Here is an 18,097-nt window from a genome sequence, read left to right on the forward strand (position 1 = left end):
ATTCTTATATTTTTATTAAATTGTGGCACCCTAAAGCAGTCTATAAAAGGCGGCTTTTTTTTGTAGGAAGATAGATACATGAGCTTAGTAAGATTAACTATAAAAGGAATTTCATACAGCCAAACTCAAAGTGGTGCTTACGCTTTGGTTTTGAGCGAAATGGAAGGAACTCGTACATTACCAATTATTATCGGTGCATTCGAAGCACAATCTATAGCTATCGCTTTAGAGAAAGAAATTCGCCCACCGAGACCACTAACCCACGACTTATTCAAAACATTTGCTGAGCGATTTCAAATCGAACTTAAGCAAATTATTATTCATAAATTAGTAGATGGTGTTTTCTTTTCTAGCCTAATATGCGAAAGAGATGGTGTAGAAGAGACTTTAGACGCCAGAACTTCAGATGCAATTGCTTTAGCTGTTCGCTTTCAAACACCTATTTTCACTTACGAAAACATTCTAGATAAAGCAGGAATCTATTTAAAAACTGAAGAAAGTTTAGAAATTGAAGACGATGCTGACATGGAAAAAATAGAATTGATTCCTGATACTGATGTAATTGACAGTAGTGACTTCTCTACACTCTCTTTAAAAGATTTAGAAAAACAATTAAATGATGCTGTACATAATGAAGATTATGAATTGGCAGCTAAAATTAGAGACGAAATAAGCAAACGCTCTTAAAACTTGCGTAACAACATGAAAAAAATCTTTTCACTAGTACTATTATTTGTTACAGTACTATTATCTGCACAAAGTGTTGAACGAAATTGGAACTTTTCTTCCATTCAAAACAGTAATAAAGAACAACTTGTAGAAATTAATAACGGTGATTATTTTAACCTTAATAATGGAGAGTTTTCTTACTTCTTAACAAATAAAGATAGCTTAACCGCTTCTGGAAATTATATTCTACAGAACAATCTTTTAATTTTTAATTACAAACAACCTAAAGATACTGTTAGATATTATAACATTGTAACTATTTCTGACAAAAACTTAACCATTTCTGAAGGAGATGTTTTGTATAGTTTTTCACAAAAAAATACTCCAGTTATAGAAGAAACTATAACTGCTGAAGTTGAACAAACTAAAGAAATTATACCTAGCCAAGGTTTTTCGTTTACAAGTTTATGGAGAGGTGCTTTAGGAATGATTGTTTTATTAGTCATTGCCTTTTTATTTAGCTCTAACCGTAAAGCGATCGATTGGAAAACTGTAGGTTTAGGATTATCTTTTCAGTTAATAATTGCAATAGGAGTTTTAAAAATACCTTTTGTTCAAAAAGGGTTTGAATTTGTAGGAGCTATTTTTGTAAAAGTACTTGATTTTACAAGAGCAGGTAGTGAATTCTTATTTAGTGGTTTAGTATCAGACATGAGCTCTTTTGGGTTTATTTTCGCTTTTCAAGTATTACCAACTATTATTTTCTTCTCTGCATTAACTTCCTTACTATTTTATCTTGGGGTTATTCAATGGATCGTAAAAGGATTAGCTTGGTTACTTTCTAAAGTATTAAAAATATCAGGTGCTGAAAGTTTATCGGTAGCAGGAAATATTTTCTTAGGGCAAACAGAAGCTCCTTTATTAATTAAAGCTTATTTAGAAAAAATGAACCGTTCTGAGATCTTACTTGTTATGATTGGAGGAATGGCTACGGTAGCAGGAGCTGTACTAGCTGCTTATATTGGTTTCTTAGGAGGAGACGATGAAGCTTTACGTTTATTGTATGCAAAGCACTTATTAGCTGCTTCTGTAATGGCTGCTCCAGGAGCTATTATTATTTCTAAAATTTTATATCCACAAACGGAAGAAGTTAATACAGATGTAAAAGTTTCTTCAGAAAAAATAGGTTCTAACATTTTAGATGCAATAGCAAACGGAACTACAGAAGGTTTAAATTTAGCAATGAATGTAGCTGCAATGTTATTAGTATTTATCGCTTTTATTGCTATGTTAAATTATGGTTTATTTCTTGTAGGAGGCATAACTGGATTAAACGAATGGATTGCAGGTAATACATCATACGAAACCTTTTCTCTTGAATTTATTTTAGGATATATTTTTGCTCCTTTAATGTGGTTAATTGGTGTTGCTAGTGAAGACACAGCCTTAATGGGACAATTACTTGGTATTAAATTAGCCGCTAGTGAATTTGTTGGTTATATACAATTAGCAGAGTTAAAAAATGTTGCAAGTGCTACGCACCTTACCTACAATAAATCTATAATTATGGCTACATATATGTTATGTGGTTTTGCAAATTTTGCATCTATCGGAATTCAAATCGGAGGAATTGGATCGTTAGCTCCAGGGCAACGTAAAACATTATCAGAATTTGGTATGAAGGCACTTATAGGTGGTACAATTGCATCTTTAATGTCTGCAACTATTGCTGGAATGATTATAGGGTAAAACAACTTAAAAAAGAGTTATTTTGGAATCAATCGTCATAATTTTAATTGGATGCACTATCATTATGATTTATGACGCATTGGGTTCTATACTATCTAGGAAGCTACATTTCGAATATGTTTGGTTTGCCTTGGGGTCTTTTATCCTTTATGGTTTAACAACATTATATTTAGAAAGATATAGCAATTTCACCATTGCTTTAGTTGGTAGTTTCCTTATTGGAGTATTTGATGCTACCATAGGGATATTAATTGCTAAAAAGCTAAAAGCTAATATTCGTGAAGAAGATTTAGATGTAATTCACATTACTCCCAACCTAATATTTTATATGGGAACACTTGCTACAGTAATAGGCGTTATTACACTTTTCTTCTTTTCATAAAACTTCAATTTATTATTCCACGTAATTTTAAATCATTATAAACGTTCTTATTATTAGAATTAAAAAATGGTTTATGCGAAAGGAATTTATATACTTCTTTTTTCTTTTTCTAGCTATGAAAACAACTTGTCAAACTAAGACAATTCATGTTTTTGTAGCTCTTTGTGATAACCAATTTCAAGGAATTGTTCCTGTGCCAACAAAATTAGGTAATGGAAAAGACCCTAAGAATAATCTTTATTGGGGAGCCATTTACGGAGTAAAATCTTATTTTAAGCGTAAATCTAAAGATTGGGTTTTTAAAGGAGTTATTCCTACAAGAAACAATGTTATTATTGAACGAGTACTATTTAAACATGCAAAAAAAGATATTTTTCTTGTAGCTGATGCTTATGATGGACAATACATTAAAAAATGTACAGAAGATTTTCTAAGAGCCAGTAATCATCAAAATTCTGAAGCTATAACTTTTCAAAACAAACAAATTAATATAGGCGGTAAAGCCAATTTACTTGCATATATAGGTCATGATGGCCTTATGGATTTTAATGTTGACATTTCCTATCAAAAGACTTCAAACCTCTCTAAAAAAGATATTATTGTTCTAGCTTGTTTTAGCCAAGATTATTTTTCTGATGAAATTAAAAAAGCCAATGCTAACCCGATTTTATGGACAACTAATTTAATGGCTCCAGAAGCATATACTTTAGAAGCTGCTATAAATAATTGGTCTGAAAATAAACCTGCAAGTATTATTAAAGAGAGTGCAGCTAAAGCATATCATGCATATCAAAAATGTGGAATGAAAGGTGCAAGAAATTTATTCACTTATGGTTTTAAAAATTAAACATTTATTAAAAAAACACTATAAAACTCTAATTAAAAACCATTTAACTTAAAACCAACAGTCTTTTTTTACATTTTTTTTAATACATTTATATACCTCGAAAAACCAAATATATTATGAAAAATCTAAAAAACTTAGAGGGCATTCAGGTGCTCAACAAAAAACAATTACAACAAATTAAAGGTTCAATAAGAGTTTACTGTAAAGGTGGTAACAGATGCTGTTTTGTTATCAATGGTACAGAGTATTGCGAACCTGGGCATTGTACAAGATACGGTTGTCAATTCTTCTAAAAACAACCATACTTACTCCCAACAATTTTTATTAATCTCCTATAAGTTATAAAGTTTTCAAAAATTTATGGCTTATTATTAATCAACCCAAATATCATGAAAAATTTAAAAAATTTGAATGGCTTTCAGGTACTCAATAAAAAGCAGCTACAAGAAATTAAAGGAGCAATTAGTTCTTACTATTGCAAAGGTCCTTATACATGCTGTTTTACTGTAGGCAATAAAGAATATTGCGAGCCTGGACGTTGTTCTTATTATAGCTGTCTGTTATATTAAGTCAAAATTTTTTAAATCTATTTTAATTAACCACCTCGTTGTAAAATTCATGAATTGCTTTTTACAACTATTTAAAATCAATTTCACTTATTATGAAAAATTTAAAAAGCCTTAACGGATTAAAAGTCTTATCGAAAAAAGAATTAAGCGAAATTAATGGAGCCATTAGTAGACCTTACTGCAAAGGAAACAGAATGTGTTGTATTAGAATCGCTAATGGAAATGAGTTTTGCGACTACGGCTATTGTCTTGGTCATGGAAGATGTATGTGGGCATAGCATACCGTTAATAACTTGCTGAAAACAATTTCAAAAGCATCAACTTTTTATGTTGATGCTTTTTTATTTTTACAGAAAATAAAGAGGGATAGCATGCAACAGTATTTAGATTTAGTAAAACATGTTTTAGCAAACGGTAATGAAAAAGGAGATCGAACAGGAACGGGTACAAAAAGTGTTTTTGGATATCAAATGCGTTTCGATTTAAGCGAAGGCTTTCCTATGGTTACCACTAAAAAACTACATTTAAAATCGATTATTTATGAGCTTTTATGGTTTATTAAAGGAGATACAAATGTTAAATACTTACAAGAAAATGGTGTAAGAATATGGAACGAATGGGCTGATGAAAATGGCGATTTAGGTCCTGTTTATGGTCACCAATGGAGAAATTGGAATAGTGATGAAATAGATCAATTAAAAGATGTTATTGAAACATTAAAAACCAACCCAAACAGTAGACGCATGTTAGTCTCTGCTTGGAATCCAAGTGTATTACCAGACACTTCTAAATCTTTTTCAGAAAATGTAGCTAATGGTAAAGCTGCTTTACCTCCTTGTCATGCATTTTTCCAATTTTATGTTGCAGACGGTAAACTTTCATGTCAATTATATCAAAGAAGTGCAGACATTTTTCTAGGAGTGCCTTTTAACATTGCTAGCTATGCATTATTTACAATGATGGTTGCACAAGTTTGTGGTTACGAAGCTGGAGAATTCATTCATACATTTGGCGATGCACATATTTACAACAATCATTTAGAACAATTAGAACTTCAATTATCTAGAGATCCAAGACCATTACCAACAATGAAAATTAATCCAGATATAAAAAACATTGAAGATTTTACTTTTGATGATTTTGAACTTATAAACTACAATCCTCACCCACATATTAAAGGCGTTGTAGCTGTTTAATTTATTTAACGTTCTTTTATCAAATTTTGACTTTCCATTGAAAAAAAACTAGTTAAATTAGTAACAACAACAATTAAAACATAATGATTGCAGAAATAGATACTATTAAAGAAGACATATATGACATTGTAGCAGAAATAGAAGATGAAAATGTTTTAATAGCTATTAAAACTATTATTTCTAATATCCATGCAAATTCTATTAATGATGATGTTACCGATAAAAGAGATTTAACAGGCTATATTAAAGAATGGGTAAAGAATATGTAATTCATTTCTTTATTAGCTTATAATTTTATATGATTACAATTATCGCTGCTATAGGCAAGCATAACGAACTAGGAAAAAACAACGATCTAATATGGCATTTACCTGCGGACTTAAAACGTTTTAAAAAAGTCACTACAGGTCATCATATTTTAATGGGCAGAAATACTTTTGAAAGTATTGGTAAACCATTGCCTAATAGAACTACAATAATCATTACGAGAAATAATGATTATTTTAAGGATGGTTGCTTAGTAGCAAATAGTATAGAAGAAGCTATTGCACTGGCTAAAGATGATCAGGAAATCTTTATAATTGGAGGAGCACAAATATATAAGCAAGCCTTAGAAAAAGACTTAGTTCAAAAGCTAGATATCACTATTGTTCATTCTACATTTAATGCCGATGTATTTTTCCCTAAAATAGATACTTCTATTTGGAAAGAGATCGCTAGAGAAGATTTTAAAGCAGACGAAAAAAATAAACACGACTATAGCTTCGTTTCTTATGTGAAGAAATAATTCTATTATTTCTTCAAAGTCAAAAACTTTAATTTAACTATTAATTTAAAAAAGATTTCCTTTACACGGAAATGACAACTTTCTAATGTCGATTCAACTTACATCAATTACTAAAGTATACGGAGAGCAAAAAGCAGTTAACAATATTTCTTTCACTGCTAAGAAAGGGGAAATTGTTGGCTTTTTAGGCCCTAATGGTGCTGGTAAATCTACTACCATGAAAATTCTTACCGGATATATTCAACCTACAGAAGGTACTGTTTTTGTAAATGATATTGATGTACTTACTGATAGCATAACAACTCGAAAAGACATTGGTTATTTACCAGAGCACAACCCTTTGTATTTAGATATGTACGTAAAAGAATACTTACGTTTTCATGCTGAAATCCATGCTATCGCTACAGATACAATTCAGGAAACAATTAGCAAAGTTGGACTAGATAAAGAAGCACATAAAAAAATAGGACAATTATCTAAAGGATACAGACAACGTGTTGGTTTAGCTGCTGCTATTTTACATAACCCTGATGTATTAATTTTAGATGAACCCACTACCGGATTAGATCCAAACCAATTAGTTGAAATAAGAGCATTAATTAAAGAATTAGGAAAAGATAAAACTGTTCTATTCTCTACACATATTATGCAAGAAGTAGAGGCTGTTTGCGATCGTGTTATTATTATTAATAACGGTGAAATTGTTATTGATAAAAAATTAACGGATTTAAAAGAAAGCAATCAACAAGTTATAAAAGTAGGATTTGATTATAAAATCGAAGAGCAGTTTTTACAGCGATTAGCTAATATTTCAGAAATTAAAAACAACTTCGATAATTCTTGGACACTCACTTTTGAATCTGAAGAAGACATGCGCCCTAAACTCTTTGATTTTGCGCAAGAGTATGGTTTAAAAATCTTAGAATTAAATTCAGAAAACAAAAATCTAGAAAGCTTATTTAGAGAGCTAACTCAATAATATACCTATACCTAGGTATAAAAACCATAGGCTTTACCATCTAATTTTGACAATAACTAATCACTAAAGCTATTGTCATGAAAAGACATTTATTTTTACTACTCATTTTTACAACTACAGTTCTTTGTTCTCAAACAAAAGAAGATGTTATTATTACGATAGATCCGTTTGGGAAAAATATATATCCCAAAAAAAGGCTTGAAATTGGGAGTACCGTAAAATTTAAAATTACTAATGTAAATGTATTTAAACTAACTGGTAATATTAATGGAAAAGGCGAAACCCAAACTTTTGAAATTCCTTCAATTTTTAAAAATGAAAGTGATCAAGAATCTCAAGCAGCTGATGATCGTGGTGATGATAGTACTCCTGACCTTGAAAGTTTAGACTCTACTTCTTTTTTTAAGAACTCCCAATATATACAAGAGAATATTTATGAGTTATACGGTGAAAGATCATTGCTAGAAAAATCTTTAAAAAATGCGCAAGAGCGAAAATCTAGGAGAGATATGCTAAAATGGAAGAATAAAATAGCAGAAAAAGATAAAGAAATCGAAAAACTCAACAAATTATTAAAAGAAGTACAAACGCTTTTAGCTTCTAAAAAAGAATTTAAAGAAAGTCAGCAAATATTTACTTACTATCTTCAAAAAGTCAATAATTATTTATCACTTGAAAAACAACTAAACTCACAATTAAAAGATTCAATATTTATTAGGAATAAAGATAATTTACAAGCAACATCTAAAGAATTGTACGATGCTGTATTTGAAGATTCAGCTACAGAGGATTTAAAAGAGGTTACAGCTACAATTGAAACTTTATTAGATAGCTATAGTCAAATGAAAGTAAACTATAATATTCTTAATAAAACATTAGAAAAAGATACTTTTAATTTAGAAGGTGAGTTAAAAGACAGCGATAAAAAAACTACTTTTAAGATTACAAAAGCTACTGTAGCAATTAATAGAGAGAAATTATTTGAAAAAGAAATGGCTTTTGCTAATAAAATACGAGATTCAATTGCGAAACCAGAAACACAATCATTAATAAAAGAAAAAGCTATAACAGGAGCTAGTTTGTATAATAAAATTGAAAATGAAACTTTTGACGTTTACACAGATGCTTTTCAACTTAATGATGATGAAGTAACCTTAACTCCTAAGTTAACAAATACAAAGGGTAAAGTAGTATACGAATTTGAATCTATAAAACTAAAAACTAAATGTAAATGGAAAGTTAATTTTAGCACAGGGTATTTGCTAAGTTTTATTGGAAATGATAATTATACTTACAGAAAAGACAGTACGGGAATTGTTGGAGTAAAACCCTCTAACACCAATAAAATCACGCATGCTTTAGGAGGTATGATTCATGCCTATCCAAATCTATGGAACGGCTTTCAACCTGCTATTTCTTCAGGATTAAGTGTAGATACTAATGGTACTTTAGGCTTTTACTTTGGGGGATCTGTTTTGTTTACAGAAAAAAATAGATTAGCACTTTCTTTTGGATATTCTTTAACTAGTGTACAACGATTAGATCGTGGTAATTTAACTCTTAATGAAATGACCAATCAATTAGATTTTTCAAATACTCAAGATTTGGAAATACGATATAACGATGTTTACAAAGGAGCCTTCTTTATAGGAGTTACCTATAATTTATCGGAATAACAATATCAATAGTTTTAAAATATAAAACCACCTCTTCAGTTTTTAAAGAGGTGGTTTTGTTTCTTCACTTACATAGTTTTATGTAGTTTCTTTAATAGGAATTTCAATAATTACTTTCACTCCTTTGTACGATTGAATTTCAATACTCCCATTAAGAGCAGTTATTCTTGATTTAATATTTTTAATTCCAATACCATCGATTACTTTTTCTTCATTAAAACCAATACCATTATCTGCTAAAGAGATTATTAACCACTCGTTTTTCTGGTCTATTTTAATTTCAACAAAGTCAGCTTTAGCATGCTTAATAATGTTATTCAACAACTCATGAATAACTCTATGAATATTAATTTTAATCTCATTAGTTATTATACTCCAATTTATTTCAGAATCAATTACTATGGAATAATTAAAGCTACCTACTTTACTTTTACTTTCTATTAGGTTTTCTATTAACTCAGGGAAGTAACCTCCTTCAACATCTATTGTTAATTTATGAGATACTTCACGAATTTCTTTTTCTATTTCTTGAAGTTCATTTAAATATTCCGAATACTTCTCTTTTTCTTTTTGGTTTGATTGTATATCTAAAAAACCTAAACCTAACCGGATTCCAAAAAGTTTCCCTAACACTCCGTCATGTAATTCTTTTGAGATTCTAGAACGTTCTTGTTCTTTACTTTTTTTACTATCTAAGGCACGTTCTAACAAAAGTCTTTTCTTATTAAAACGAAAAAACAATATACTAATTAACAATCCTGAAAAACTAATTACTCCCAATAAGGCAATAACTAAGTTTCGCTGTTTTTGTTTAATTATTTCAACTTTTCTATTTTCATTTTCTCTTTTTAAAATAAAGTTTTCTCTCTCCTTTTTTGTATTATCAAATTTTATTTTTGCAAATTGATTTGTTAGTTCACGCTCTTTCTTTATCAAACTATCGTTTAAAGTTGTGTATTCTTTTAAATACATATGCGATTCTCTTCCCGCTGTTAATTTTGATAGAATTTTTAAAGCTTCTAACCAGTATTTGTTATTATGTGATACTATTGCATATTTGAGAGCTTTTTTAGCATAGACCTTGGCACTTGGAAAATCTTCAAAGTAAATAAAGTACTCAGCTATATTAATCTGATTTTTTGATAACTGAAATAAATTATTATTCGCTGCATGAATTCTTTCAACTTCATAGAGTTGCTCTAAAACTTTCTCTAACCTGCCTAATTTAAAATTACTTCTGGCTAAATTATTTAACAAAATTGCATATTGCTCTGAATCTTTAACAGAAACATCATACATTCCTAATTGCCAATTAAACCTTTGTTTTGAGTTTTTATCTTTATAATTTTCACTAAAAAGTCCTTCAATACCCAAACTAAAAAAATCAACTGCAGTTTTGTCTAAACTATTTTTTTGAAAATACAAACCAATACAGTTATATATAAAATATGGTTTCCCATGACTTACCATACTATTATAAAATCTCGCTTCTTTAAAATATTGATATGGTTTTTCTGACTCATTCAATTCTAAACTCGCTAAACCTAAATTGATGTATGCTTTTTCTATATATTCATAAGAACTCAAAGGTACTAGATACTCTAGTGCTTCTAAAGAACTTAATTCGCTTCCTAGATAATCTTTAACCTCTCTTTGTAGATTTCCCATATGCAATAGGCATTTCCCTACTTCTAAAGAATCTTTAAGTGATTTCGAAAGTTCTTTTGATAAAGAATAGTAATAATATGCACTATCTTGCGTATAAAACACTTCATGATACTTAGCTTTATACTGATAGTATTGCGCTAACAATGTAGAATCTCTCTGGTTTTTATAAAGCTTAATTAGTTTTTTATTTGCTTTACGTAAAACAATAGTATCTTTTCTATAATAAGCTTCAAGCCCTTTTATAGTTTCTCTTTTTCCTTTTTCATTTACTTCCTGTGCAAACAAAACTTGTAAGCACAGGAAAAACCATAGCAATAAAATTCGCATGAATATAAAGTCCTTAATTCAACTTATAGTTAATATGCTCTTTGTCTAATTCAGCTAAAAATTCATTAGATATTTTCACTTTTGTAGTTCTACTTGGTACGTCTAACTCTAACTTTTCTTCTACATCATAAATAACAAATCGTAGACTATGCGAACCTGAATTGGTAACAAACAAGTGTTGCAAGTCTTTTATTCGTTCTTCTTTTACATCTTTCAAAGCCATTTTAATAGTAATTTTCTTACACATTTTCTCCATGATGTCATGCAGCAGTAAAAACTCTACAAAACCAACTCTAGGATCTCCTTTTACACCTTCTCTGTTAACCCAACCTGGCTTAATAACTGTTTTTACATATAAAAATGAATTTGGCACTAAGAAATGCTTGAACTTTAAGTATTCTTCTCCAAAAATTCTAAACTCAAAGCTATCCATATAATCTTCTATAGTAAAAGAAGCCCAACCTTTTCCTGCTTTTGAAATTCGATGTTCTACATTGGTTACAATTCCTGCAAAAGCAAGGTTTAATCCTTCATACTTCTTAATATCTTTAAAATGACTTACAGAAGCATTACAGAATTTTAATTCATTTTTAAAATCATCTAATGGATGTGCAGAAATATACATTCCTACCATCTCCTTCTCTTTTGCTAATAACTCCATTGTTCCCCAAGTATCACATTGCGGAATCTCTGGTTCTGGTAGATCTACTTCACTAGCTTCTCCAAACAATGAAACTTGTGATGAATTTAAATTTTCTTGATATTTATTTCCAAAACGAAGGGCTTTTTCTAAAAACGTTTGCTCTTTTTCATCTTTTACATAATATTGAGCTCTATGTGTTTCTGAAAAAGAATCGAAACCACCTGCTAATACTAATCCTTCAAAAGCTTTCTTATTAGCAACACGTAAATCTACACGTTTTGCCATATCAAAAATAGAAGTATATGGTCCGTTTTCTTGACGTTCTTCAATAATTGCTTTTACTGCTGAACCACCAACTCCTTTAATTGCAGCCATTCCAAAACGAACAGCTCCTTCTTTATTTACAGAGAATTTAGAATACGATTCATTTACATCTGGTCCTAATACTTCTAATCCCATTCGCTTACACTCTTCCATGAAAAACGTAACCGATTTAATATCGTTCATGTTATTCGAAAGTACAGCTGCCATGTATTCTGCTGGGTAATGTGCTTTTAAATAAGCCGTTTGGTAAGCAACCCAAGCATAACATGTAGAGTGCGATTTGTTAAATGCATAGGATGCAAATGCTTCCCAGTCTTTCCATATTTTTTCTAACTTGTCTTCTGCATGTCCATTTGCTTTTGCTTGCTCAACAAATTTTGGCTTCATTTTTTCTAGTACCGCAATTTGTTTTTTACCCATTGCTTTACGAAGTACATCGGCCTCACCTTTGGTAAAATCTGCTAGTTTTTGCGATAGTAGCATTACTTGCTCCTGATATACAGTAATTCCGTACGTTTCTGCTAAGTACTCTTCTAGTGCAGGTAAATCATAAGTAATTTCTTCTTCTCCGTGCTTTCTTCGAATAAAGGAAGGGATGTATTCTAGTGGTCCTGGACGATATAATGCGTTCATTGCAATTAAATCGGCAAAAACTGTTGGCTTTAACTCACGCATGTATTTCTGCATCCCAGGAGATTCATATTGGAATATCCCGACTGTTTCTCCTCTTTGGAACAATGCATACGTTTCTTCGTCATCAATTGGGAAGTTTTCAGGATCTAAATCGACATTATGACGAGCTTTTACAATCTTAACTGTATCTTTAATCAGGGTTAGTGTTTTTAACCCCAAGAAATCCATTTTAAGTAATCCTGCACTTTCTACTACCGAGTTATCAAACTGGGTAACATACATATCAGAATCTTTCGCTACCGATACTGGAACGAAATTCGTAATATCATCTGGAGTAATAATTACTCCACAGGCATGTATTCCTGTGTTACGAACAGATCCTTCTAAAACTACTGCTTGATTAATAGTGTTGGCTTCTAATCCACTTCCTTGTGCAATAGAACGTAATTCTTCTACATTTTCCTTTTCTTCTGAACGTAAGCCTGCTACTTTTCCTCGACTTTTATCATCGTCCCCAAAAATATTTTTTAGCTTAATTCCTGGAACTAATTTCGCAATTCTATCTGCTTCAAATAATGGTAAATCTAGTACTCTGGCTGTATCTCTAAGCGAAGATTTTGCAGCCATTGTACCATAGGTGATAATTTGTGCTACCTGATTCGCTCCATATTTTTCGATTACATAGTCCATTACACGACCTCTTCCTTCATCATCAAAGTCGATATCAATATCGGGCATGGATACACGTTCAGGATTTAAGAAACGCTCAAAAAGTAAATCGTACTTAATTGGATCTATATTTGTAATCCATAAACAATAGGCTACTACAGAACCTGCTGCCGAACCACGACCGGGTCCTACAGAAACGTCCATTTTTCTAGCGGCTCGAATAAAGTCTTCTACAATTAAGAAGTAACCTGGATATCCTGTTTTTGCAATTACATCTAACTCAAAATCTAAACGTTCTGTTATTTCATCCGTTAATTCTCCATATCTCTTCTTCGCTCCTTCGTATGTAATATGACGTAAATAATTATTTTCTCCTCGTTTACCTCCGTCTACTTCATCTTGTGGATCTTGAAATTCTTCGCCTATTTCAAAGGCTGGTAATAATACATCTCTAGCTAAGGTAAATCCTTCTACTTTGTCTACAATTTCCTGAATATTACTAATGGCTTCTGGAATATCTGCAAACAATTTTTTCATCTCTTCAGATGATTTGAAGTAATATTCTTCGTTTGGCAAACCATAACGATATCCTCTACCTCTTCCTTTAGGTGTAGCTTGTTTTTCTCCATCTTTTACACACAATAAAATATCGTGTGCATTGGCTTCTTCTTTTCCTAAGTAAAATGTATTGTTAGTGGCAACAATTTTTACATTGTGCTTTTTAGAAAATTCTAACAATGTTCTATTTACAGCATCTTCATCTTCTTGGCCATGACGCATTAACTCAATATACAAGTCATCTCCAAACTCTTCTTTCCACCACAACAAAGCTTCCTCTGCTTGTTTTTCACCAATATTTAGGATTTTGTTAGGAACCTCTCCATATAGGTTTCCTGTTAAAACAATAACATCTTCTTTATACTGCTTAACTATTTCTTTGTCAATACGCGGCACGTAATAAAATCCATCTACAAAGGCTTTAGAAGACATTTTAGCCAAGTTGTGATATCCTTTTTTATTCTTGGCTAACAGGACTACTTGATACCCATTATCTTTTCTTGATTTATCAGCATGATTTTCACAGATGAAAAACTCACAACCTACTATGGGTTTTAGTGGAGTTTCTGCTGATTTGTTATGATTTGCTACTGCTGATGTAAAATGGAAAGCAGCCATCATATTCCCCGTATCGGTTAACGCTACAGCACTCATATTATCTTTTGCTGCCGCTTTTACCAATCCGTTAATTTGAATGGTAGATTGTAATATGGAGAATTGTGAGTGATTATGTAAATGAGCAAACTGTACATCTGCTAATTCTGCTAATCCTTCTGCTGTTGATTTTGCAGTAGCATCACCAGAAGTTTTTGCAATTCGTTGTCGAATTTTATCACTTTCTGCCTTTAGGTTTAAGTGCTTTAATCCAATGAGTTTTATTGGCATTGGATTTTTTTCAGAATACTTAGCGTAGTAATCGTCTGCTACATCTAATTCTTCTGTTGGGTAATGTTTTAAACGTAATAACTCTAAGAAACAACGTGTTGTTGCTTCCACATCGGCTGTTGCATTATGCGCTTCATTAAAACCTACTCCAAATAAATGTTCGTGTAATTCTGTAAGTGTTGGTAATTTGAATTTTCCTCCTCTACCTCCAGGAATTTTACACATAGAAGCTGTAGCTTCGGTACAAGTATCTAATACAGGAAGTTCTGTTAAATTATTTTCTACTCCTAATCGGTGGAATTCACATCCCATGATATTTACATCGAACCCAACATTTTGTCCTACGACAAATTTTGTTTTCTTTAGCGCTTCATTAAAAAGTTCTAAACTTTCACTTAAGGTAATTCCTTGTTCTTTTGCTAAATCTGTAGATATTCCATGTATTCTTTCTGCATCAAAAGGAATATTAAATCCTTCTGGTTGGATTAAGAAATCGTTGTGCTCTACTAAATTCCCCATTTCATCGTGCAACTGCCACGCTATTTGAATTGCTCTAGGCCAGTTGTCTGTATCTGTAATAGGAGCATTCCAACTCTTTGGTAATCCAGTGGTTTCGGTATCGAATATTAAATACATTCAGCTAAAAAAATTGTTGTGATTTTGAATCAGTAAAGTTACGATTTTCTTGAGTTTTAACCATTGTACTTACTGTAGACTTTTCAACAAGCTAAAAACTGTGCTTTTCAATATTAAAAGTAACTATGCTGTATAACAAAAACAACCAATTATGAGTTTCATAATTGGTTGTTCTAATTCAAATATTTCGAAAGAAATTAATTCTTATCTGAAAATATGAAGGCATTCTTATTTTCTTTTTATTTTTTCGAAAGTTATTTTTTGATGTACTTCGATGCACTCAATATTGTTATAGAAAACTCTATTCTATAAGAGTACTTTTATAAACTTTACACCAGTTCTTCTTCGTATTCTGAAAAGAAGAATTTATTGAAAAAATCGTTTAGTTTCCTTCTTATATTATCTGAAGCCGTTTCTGTAAATTCTTCATTAGAAGTTACAACTTCTTCATTCATTGAATGATTGATTATAACATTCATATTTTTAGCTGCTTCAAATTGTTCTAATCTAGATTTCAGTATTTTTTTTAATCCTGAATCTATATTTAGTTGATCTATGATAACCATGATTGGGGAGTAATTATCTTTATTAAAAAATAACTAAATATTAATGAACAATACGAGTATAGTTCATGATTACATTATGATATACATTTTGTATTCATATACAACGATATTCATTTTTGAATTAGATCACGTAGAATTTATAAGCTTATTCATGGAAGCAGTTATGAGTCCTGTTTTTGAAATGTCTTGTGAGTGTATCCCAATGATTATATCATCCATCTTTCCAAACATAAATAATCCTTTTTCTGCTTTAACAACAAGCTGATGTAGTCCTCCTATATTGGCTTCTTGAGTAAAATCGTTAACCATTTGATGAATTACTGCTAGCATTGCACCTATATTATCTTTATTGCTTATGCCAGCTTCCTCTAATAGTTCTCCCTTTTCGTTCAATATAATAACACCATCAGCTTTGGTTAGCTTTAAAAATTCTGAAGTATTGATTTTTCCCATACTATAATGATGCTAAGATGTGCGATTTATATTAACAATAGTAAACTTTGTTTTTTATTGCTTTTCTTTTAAACCACTATCTTTTTAGTATATAAAAATCTATAACTGCTTATTCAACTCTACTTTGTATTTGTTTAATAGGGTTCTGGTAAGTGCAATATTTGCTTTACCTGAATCTAATGCCAAATAAATAAAGTATTCTCCGCTTGGAGATAAATTGATAAGGTGTAAGTGTGAATTCAAATTAAATTGGATATCTCTTAACTCTTCATCCAATTCTAGTGCATTAATTGCTTTTCTTTTCGCATTAATTATTTCAACATTGTACGCTGAAGCTAATGCTGGATCGAAATCTGAGTCATTTGAGTCTGAAATTAACGCTTCTCCTGAAGCCATTTCTGAAACACTAATTGCAATGTATCCTGGAATGTTATCCTTTACATTGTTTACTAAATCTGTTAACGTTTCTTGCATTGGTAGTTTTTTTAAAGTTTAAAAATCGGGGTATTTGTAATTTTCTACTATCTTAAAAAACAGCATAAATTACTTAGCTATTCTTTAGTTAAAGAATAGTTTATGGTTTACCAACAAGGATCCAAGCTGAAATTAAAAAACAAGGTTCATGCTTCTTATTTTTTAATTTTATCGATAAATCAAATATATCAAAAAAAACGATTTCTGCAAGTAAAAAGTGCTTTATTTTAAGCATTTAGGGGGAAAATACCTGTTTCTTTTTATGGAGTTTTCAATAAAAAATATTCTAATATTTTTCGTTTTTCTGCATTCTCTAGAGTATTCTAAATTTACCTCTACATATTCTCATATATTTTAGTAATTTGGCTTTGTCTTACATAAACTTATTTAACAAGGATGAAAAAATTAATTTATACACTGATGTTCGCCTCTATTATAACATCATGTAAAAAGAACGACTTTGTAAATTTCTCTGGAAAAATTGAAAATAAAAATTCAGATTCTATTGTTGTTGCCAATCCTCAAAAAGGATATAAGAAAGTAATAGCTGTAGATGAAAATGGGGTTTTTAAAGATACTTTAAAAGTTGATGACGGTTTCTTTTCTGTTTTTGACGGAACTGAGTACGCTACTGTATATTTCCGTAATGGTGATGAAATCATTATGAATTTAGACGCTAAAAACTTTGATGAAACTATCATATTTTCAGGAAAAGGAGCTGCTGAAAGTAACTTTATTATAAAGTCTGTTATAAACCAACAAGAGCTTACTAAGGATTTAGAAGCATTATTAGATCTTCCACAGGAAGAATTTAATACTAAACTTACTGCTTATACAGATACTTTTAAATCGAGGTTAGAAAATAAAGCTTTAGATACTGCTTTTGTTTCTTCACAAAAGAAAAGTATTAAAGGATTAGAAAGTCAGCTTTCTCAAATGCATGCTGATAAGTTATACATGAAAACAAAATTAGCTAAGGGAATGCCTTCTCCTAAATTTGTTGATTATGAAAAGCCAGATAGAGAAACTGTTTCTTTAGATGATTTAAAAGGTAAGTATGTATATATTGATGTTTGGGCAACTTGGTGTCCTCCATGTAAATACGAAATTCCTTTTTTACAAAAAGTTGAAAAAGAGTTCCATGATAAGAATATTCAGTTTGTAAGTATTTCTGTAGATTCTAAAAACGATTATTTTACGTGGACAGATATGATCGAAGAGAAAAACTTAGGTGGTTTACAATTATATGCTAATGAAGATAAGGCATTTACTGATGCTTATAAAATTAGCACTATTCCTCGTTTCATTTTATTAGATCCAGAAGGGAATATTGTTAGCTCTGATGCTCCTAGACCATCTGATCCTAAATTAGTAGAATTATTTAAATCTTTAAATATCTAAGAGATT

At 30.7% G+C, this 18,097-nt stretch carries 16 protein-coding genes; 11 read left to right on the plus strand and 5 right to left on the minus strand.

The window, feature by feature from the left end:
- Positions 1–78 precede the first annotated feature (78 nt).
- The 10 genes from ACKTTC_RS15790 (at position 79) to ACKTTC_RS15835 (ending at position 8,854) form a co-directional block, all read left to right on the plus strand.
- A complete protein-coding gene (locus tag ACKTTC_RS15790; protein ID WP_408040815.1) occupies positions 79–687 on the plus strand; it encodes a bifunctional nuclease family protein in 609 nt (202 codons plus the stop codon).
- A gap of 15 nt (positions 688–702) precedes the next feature.
- A complete protein-coding gene (locus ACKTTC_RS15795) occupies positions 703–2,418 on the plus strand; it encodes a nucleoside transporter C-terminal domain-containing protein (RefSeq protein ID WP_408040816.1) in 1,716 nt (571 codons plus the stop codon).
- 22 nt (positions 2,419–2,440) lie between these two features.
- Positions 2,441–2,800 (plus strand): hypothetical protein, encoded by a 360-nt coding sequence (locus tag ACKTTC_RS15800; protein ID WP_408040817.1) that lies wholly within the window; start codon positions 2,441–2,443, stop codon positions 2,798–2,800.
- 115 nt (positions 2,801–2,915) lie between these two features.
- Positions 2,916–3,647, plus strand: a complete 732-nt coding sequence (locus tag ACKTTC_RS15805) for a hypothetical protein (RefSeq protein WP_408040818.1) — start codon at positions 2,916–2,918, stop codon at positions 3,645–3,647.
- A gap of 725 nt (positions 3,648–4,372) precedes the next feature.
- Positions 4,373–4,516, plus strand: a complete 144-nt coding sequence (locus ACKTTC_RS15810) for a hypothetical protein (RefSeq protein WP_408040819.1) — start codon at positions 4,373–4,375, stop codon at positions 4,514–4,516.
- Positions 4,517–4,587: 71 nt separating this feature from the next.
- Positions 4,588–5,412 carry a thymidylate synthase gene (locus ACKTTC_RS15815; protein WP_408040820.1) on the plus strand — a complete coding sequence of 275 codons (825 nt, stop codon included), beginning with the start codon at positions 4,588–4,590 and terminating at the stop codon, positions 5,410–5,412.
- An 83-nt stretch (positions 5,413–5,495) separates the two neighbouring features.
- A complete protein-coding gene (locus ACKTTC_RS15820) occupies positions 5,496–5,681 on the plus strand; it encodes a hypothetical protein (protein ID WP_408040821.1) in 186 nt (61 codons plus the stop codon).
- Positions 5,682–5,710: 29 nt separating this feature from the next.
- Positions 5,711–6,199, plus strand: coding sequence for a dihydrofolate reductase (locus ACKTTC_RS15825; protein ID WP_408040822.1), 489 nt, complete (start codon positions 5,711–5,713; stop codon positions 6,197–6,199).
- A gap of 85 nt (positions 6,200–6,284) precedes the next feature.
- On the plus strand, positions 6,285–7,178 hold the full coding sequence (gene gldA, locus ACKTTC_RS15830) for a gliding motility-associated ABC transporter ATP-binding subunit GldA (protein WP_408040823.1): 894 nt from the start codon (positions 6,285–6,287) through the stop codon (positions 7,176–7,178).
- Between the two features lie 77 nt (positions 7,179–7,255).
- A complete protein-coding gene (locus tag ACKTTC_RS15835) occupies positions 7,256–8,854 on the plus strand; it encodes a hypothetical protein (protein WP_408040824.1) in 1,599 nt (532 codons plus the stop codon).
- 78 nt (positions 8,855–8,932) lie between these two features.
- Here ACKTTC_RS15835 and ACKTTC_RS15840 read toward each other — a convergent pair whose 3' ends face one another.
- From ACKTTC_RS15840 to ACKTTC_RS15860, 5 genes are all read right to left on the minus strand, one after another.
- Complete coding sequence (locus tag ACKTTC_RS15840; RefSeq protein ID WP_408040825.1) at positions 8,933–10,849, minus strand: sensor histidine kinase; 1,917 nt, start codon at positions 10,847–10,849, stop codon at positions 8,933–8,935.
- A gap of 13 nt (positions 10,850–10,862) precedes the next feature.
- Positions 10,863–15,197: a DNA polymerase III subunit alpha gene (gene dnaE, locus ACKTTC_RS15845; RefSeq protein WP_408040826.1), complete on the minus strand. Its 4,335-nt coding sequence runs from the start codon at positions 15,195–15,197 to the stop codon at positions 10,863–10,865.
- Positions 15,198–15,526: 329 nt separating this feature from the next.
- A complete protein-coding gene (locus tag ACKTTC_RS15850) occupies positions 15,527–15,763 on the minus strand; it encodes a hypothetical protein (protein WP_408040827.1) in 237 nt (78 codons plus the stop codon).
- Between the two features lie 126 nt (positions 15,764–15,889).
- Positions 15,890–16,216: a roadblock/LC7 domain-containing protein gene (locus ACKTTC_RS15855; RefSeq protein WP_408040828.1), complete on the minus strand. Its 327-nt coding sequence runs from the start codon at positions 16,214–16,216 to the stop codon at positions 15,890–15,892.
- Positions 16,217–16,315: 99 nt separating this feature from the next.
- Entirely contained in the window at positions 16,316–16,690 is a 375-nt protein-coding gene (locus ACKTTC_RS15860; protein WP_408040829.1) for a hypothetical protein, read from the minus strand.
- Between the two features lie 396 nt (positions 16,691–17,086).
- Between ACKTTC_RS15860 and ACKTTC_RS15865 the strand changes: the two genes are divergently transcribed.
- Positions 17,087–18,091, plus strand: a complete 1,005-nt coding sequence (locus ACKTTC_RS15865) for a redoxin family protein (RefSeq protein ID WP_408040830.1) — start codon at positions 17,087–17,089, stop codon at positions 18,089–18,091.
- The last annotated feature ends 6 nt before the right edge of the window (positions 18,092–18,097 follow it).

Origin of the sequence: Tenacibaculum amylolyticum (assembly GCF_964511145.1) — a bacterium.
Lineage (GTDB): Bacteria > Bacteroidota > Bacteroidia > Flavobacteriales > Flavobacteriaceae > Polaribacter > Polaribacter amylolyticum.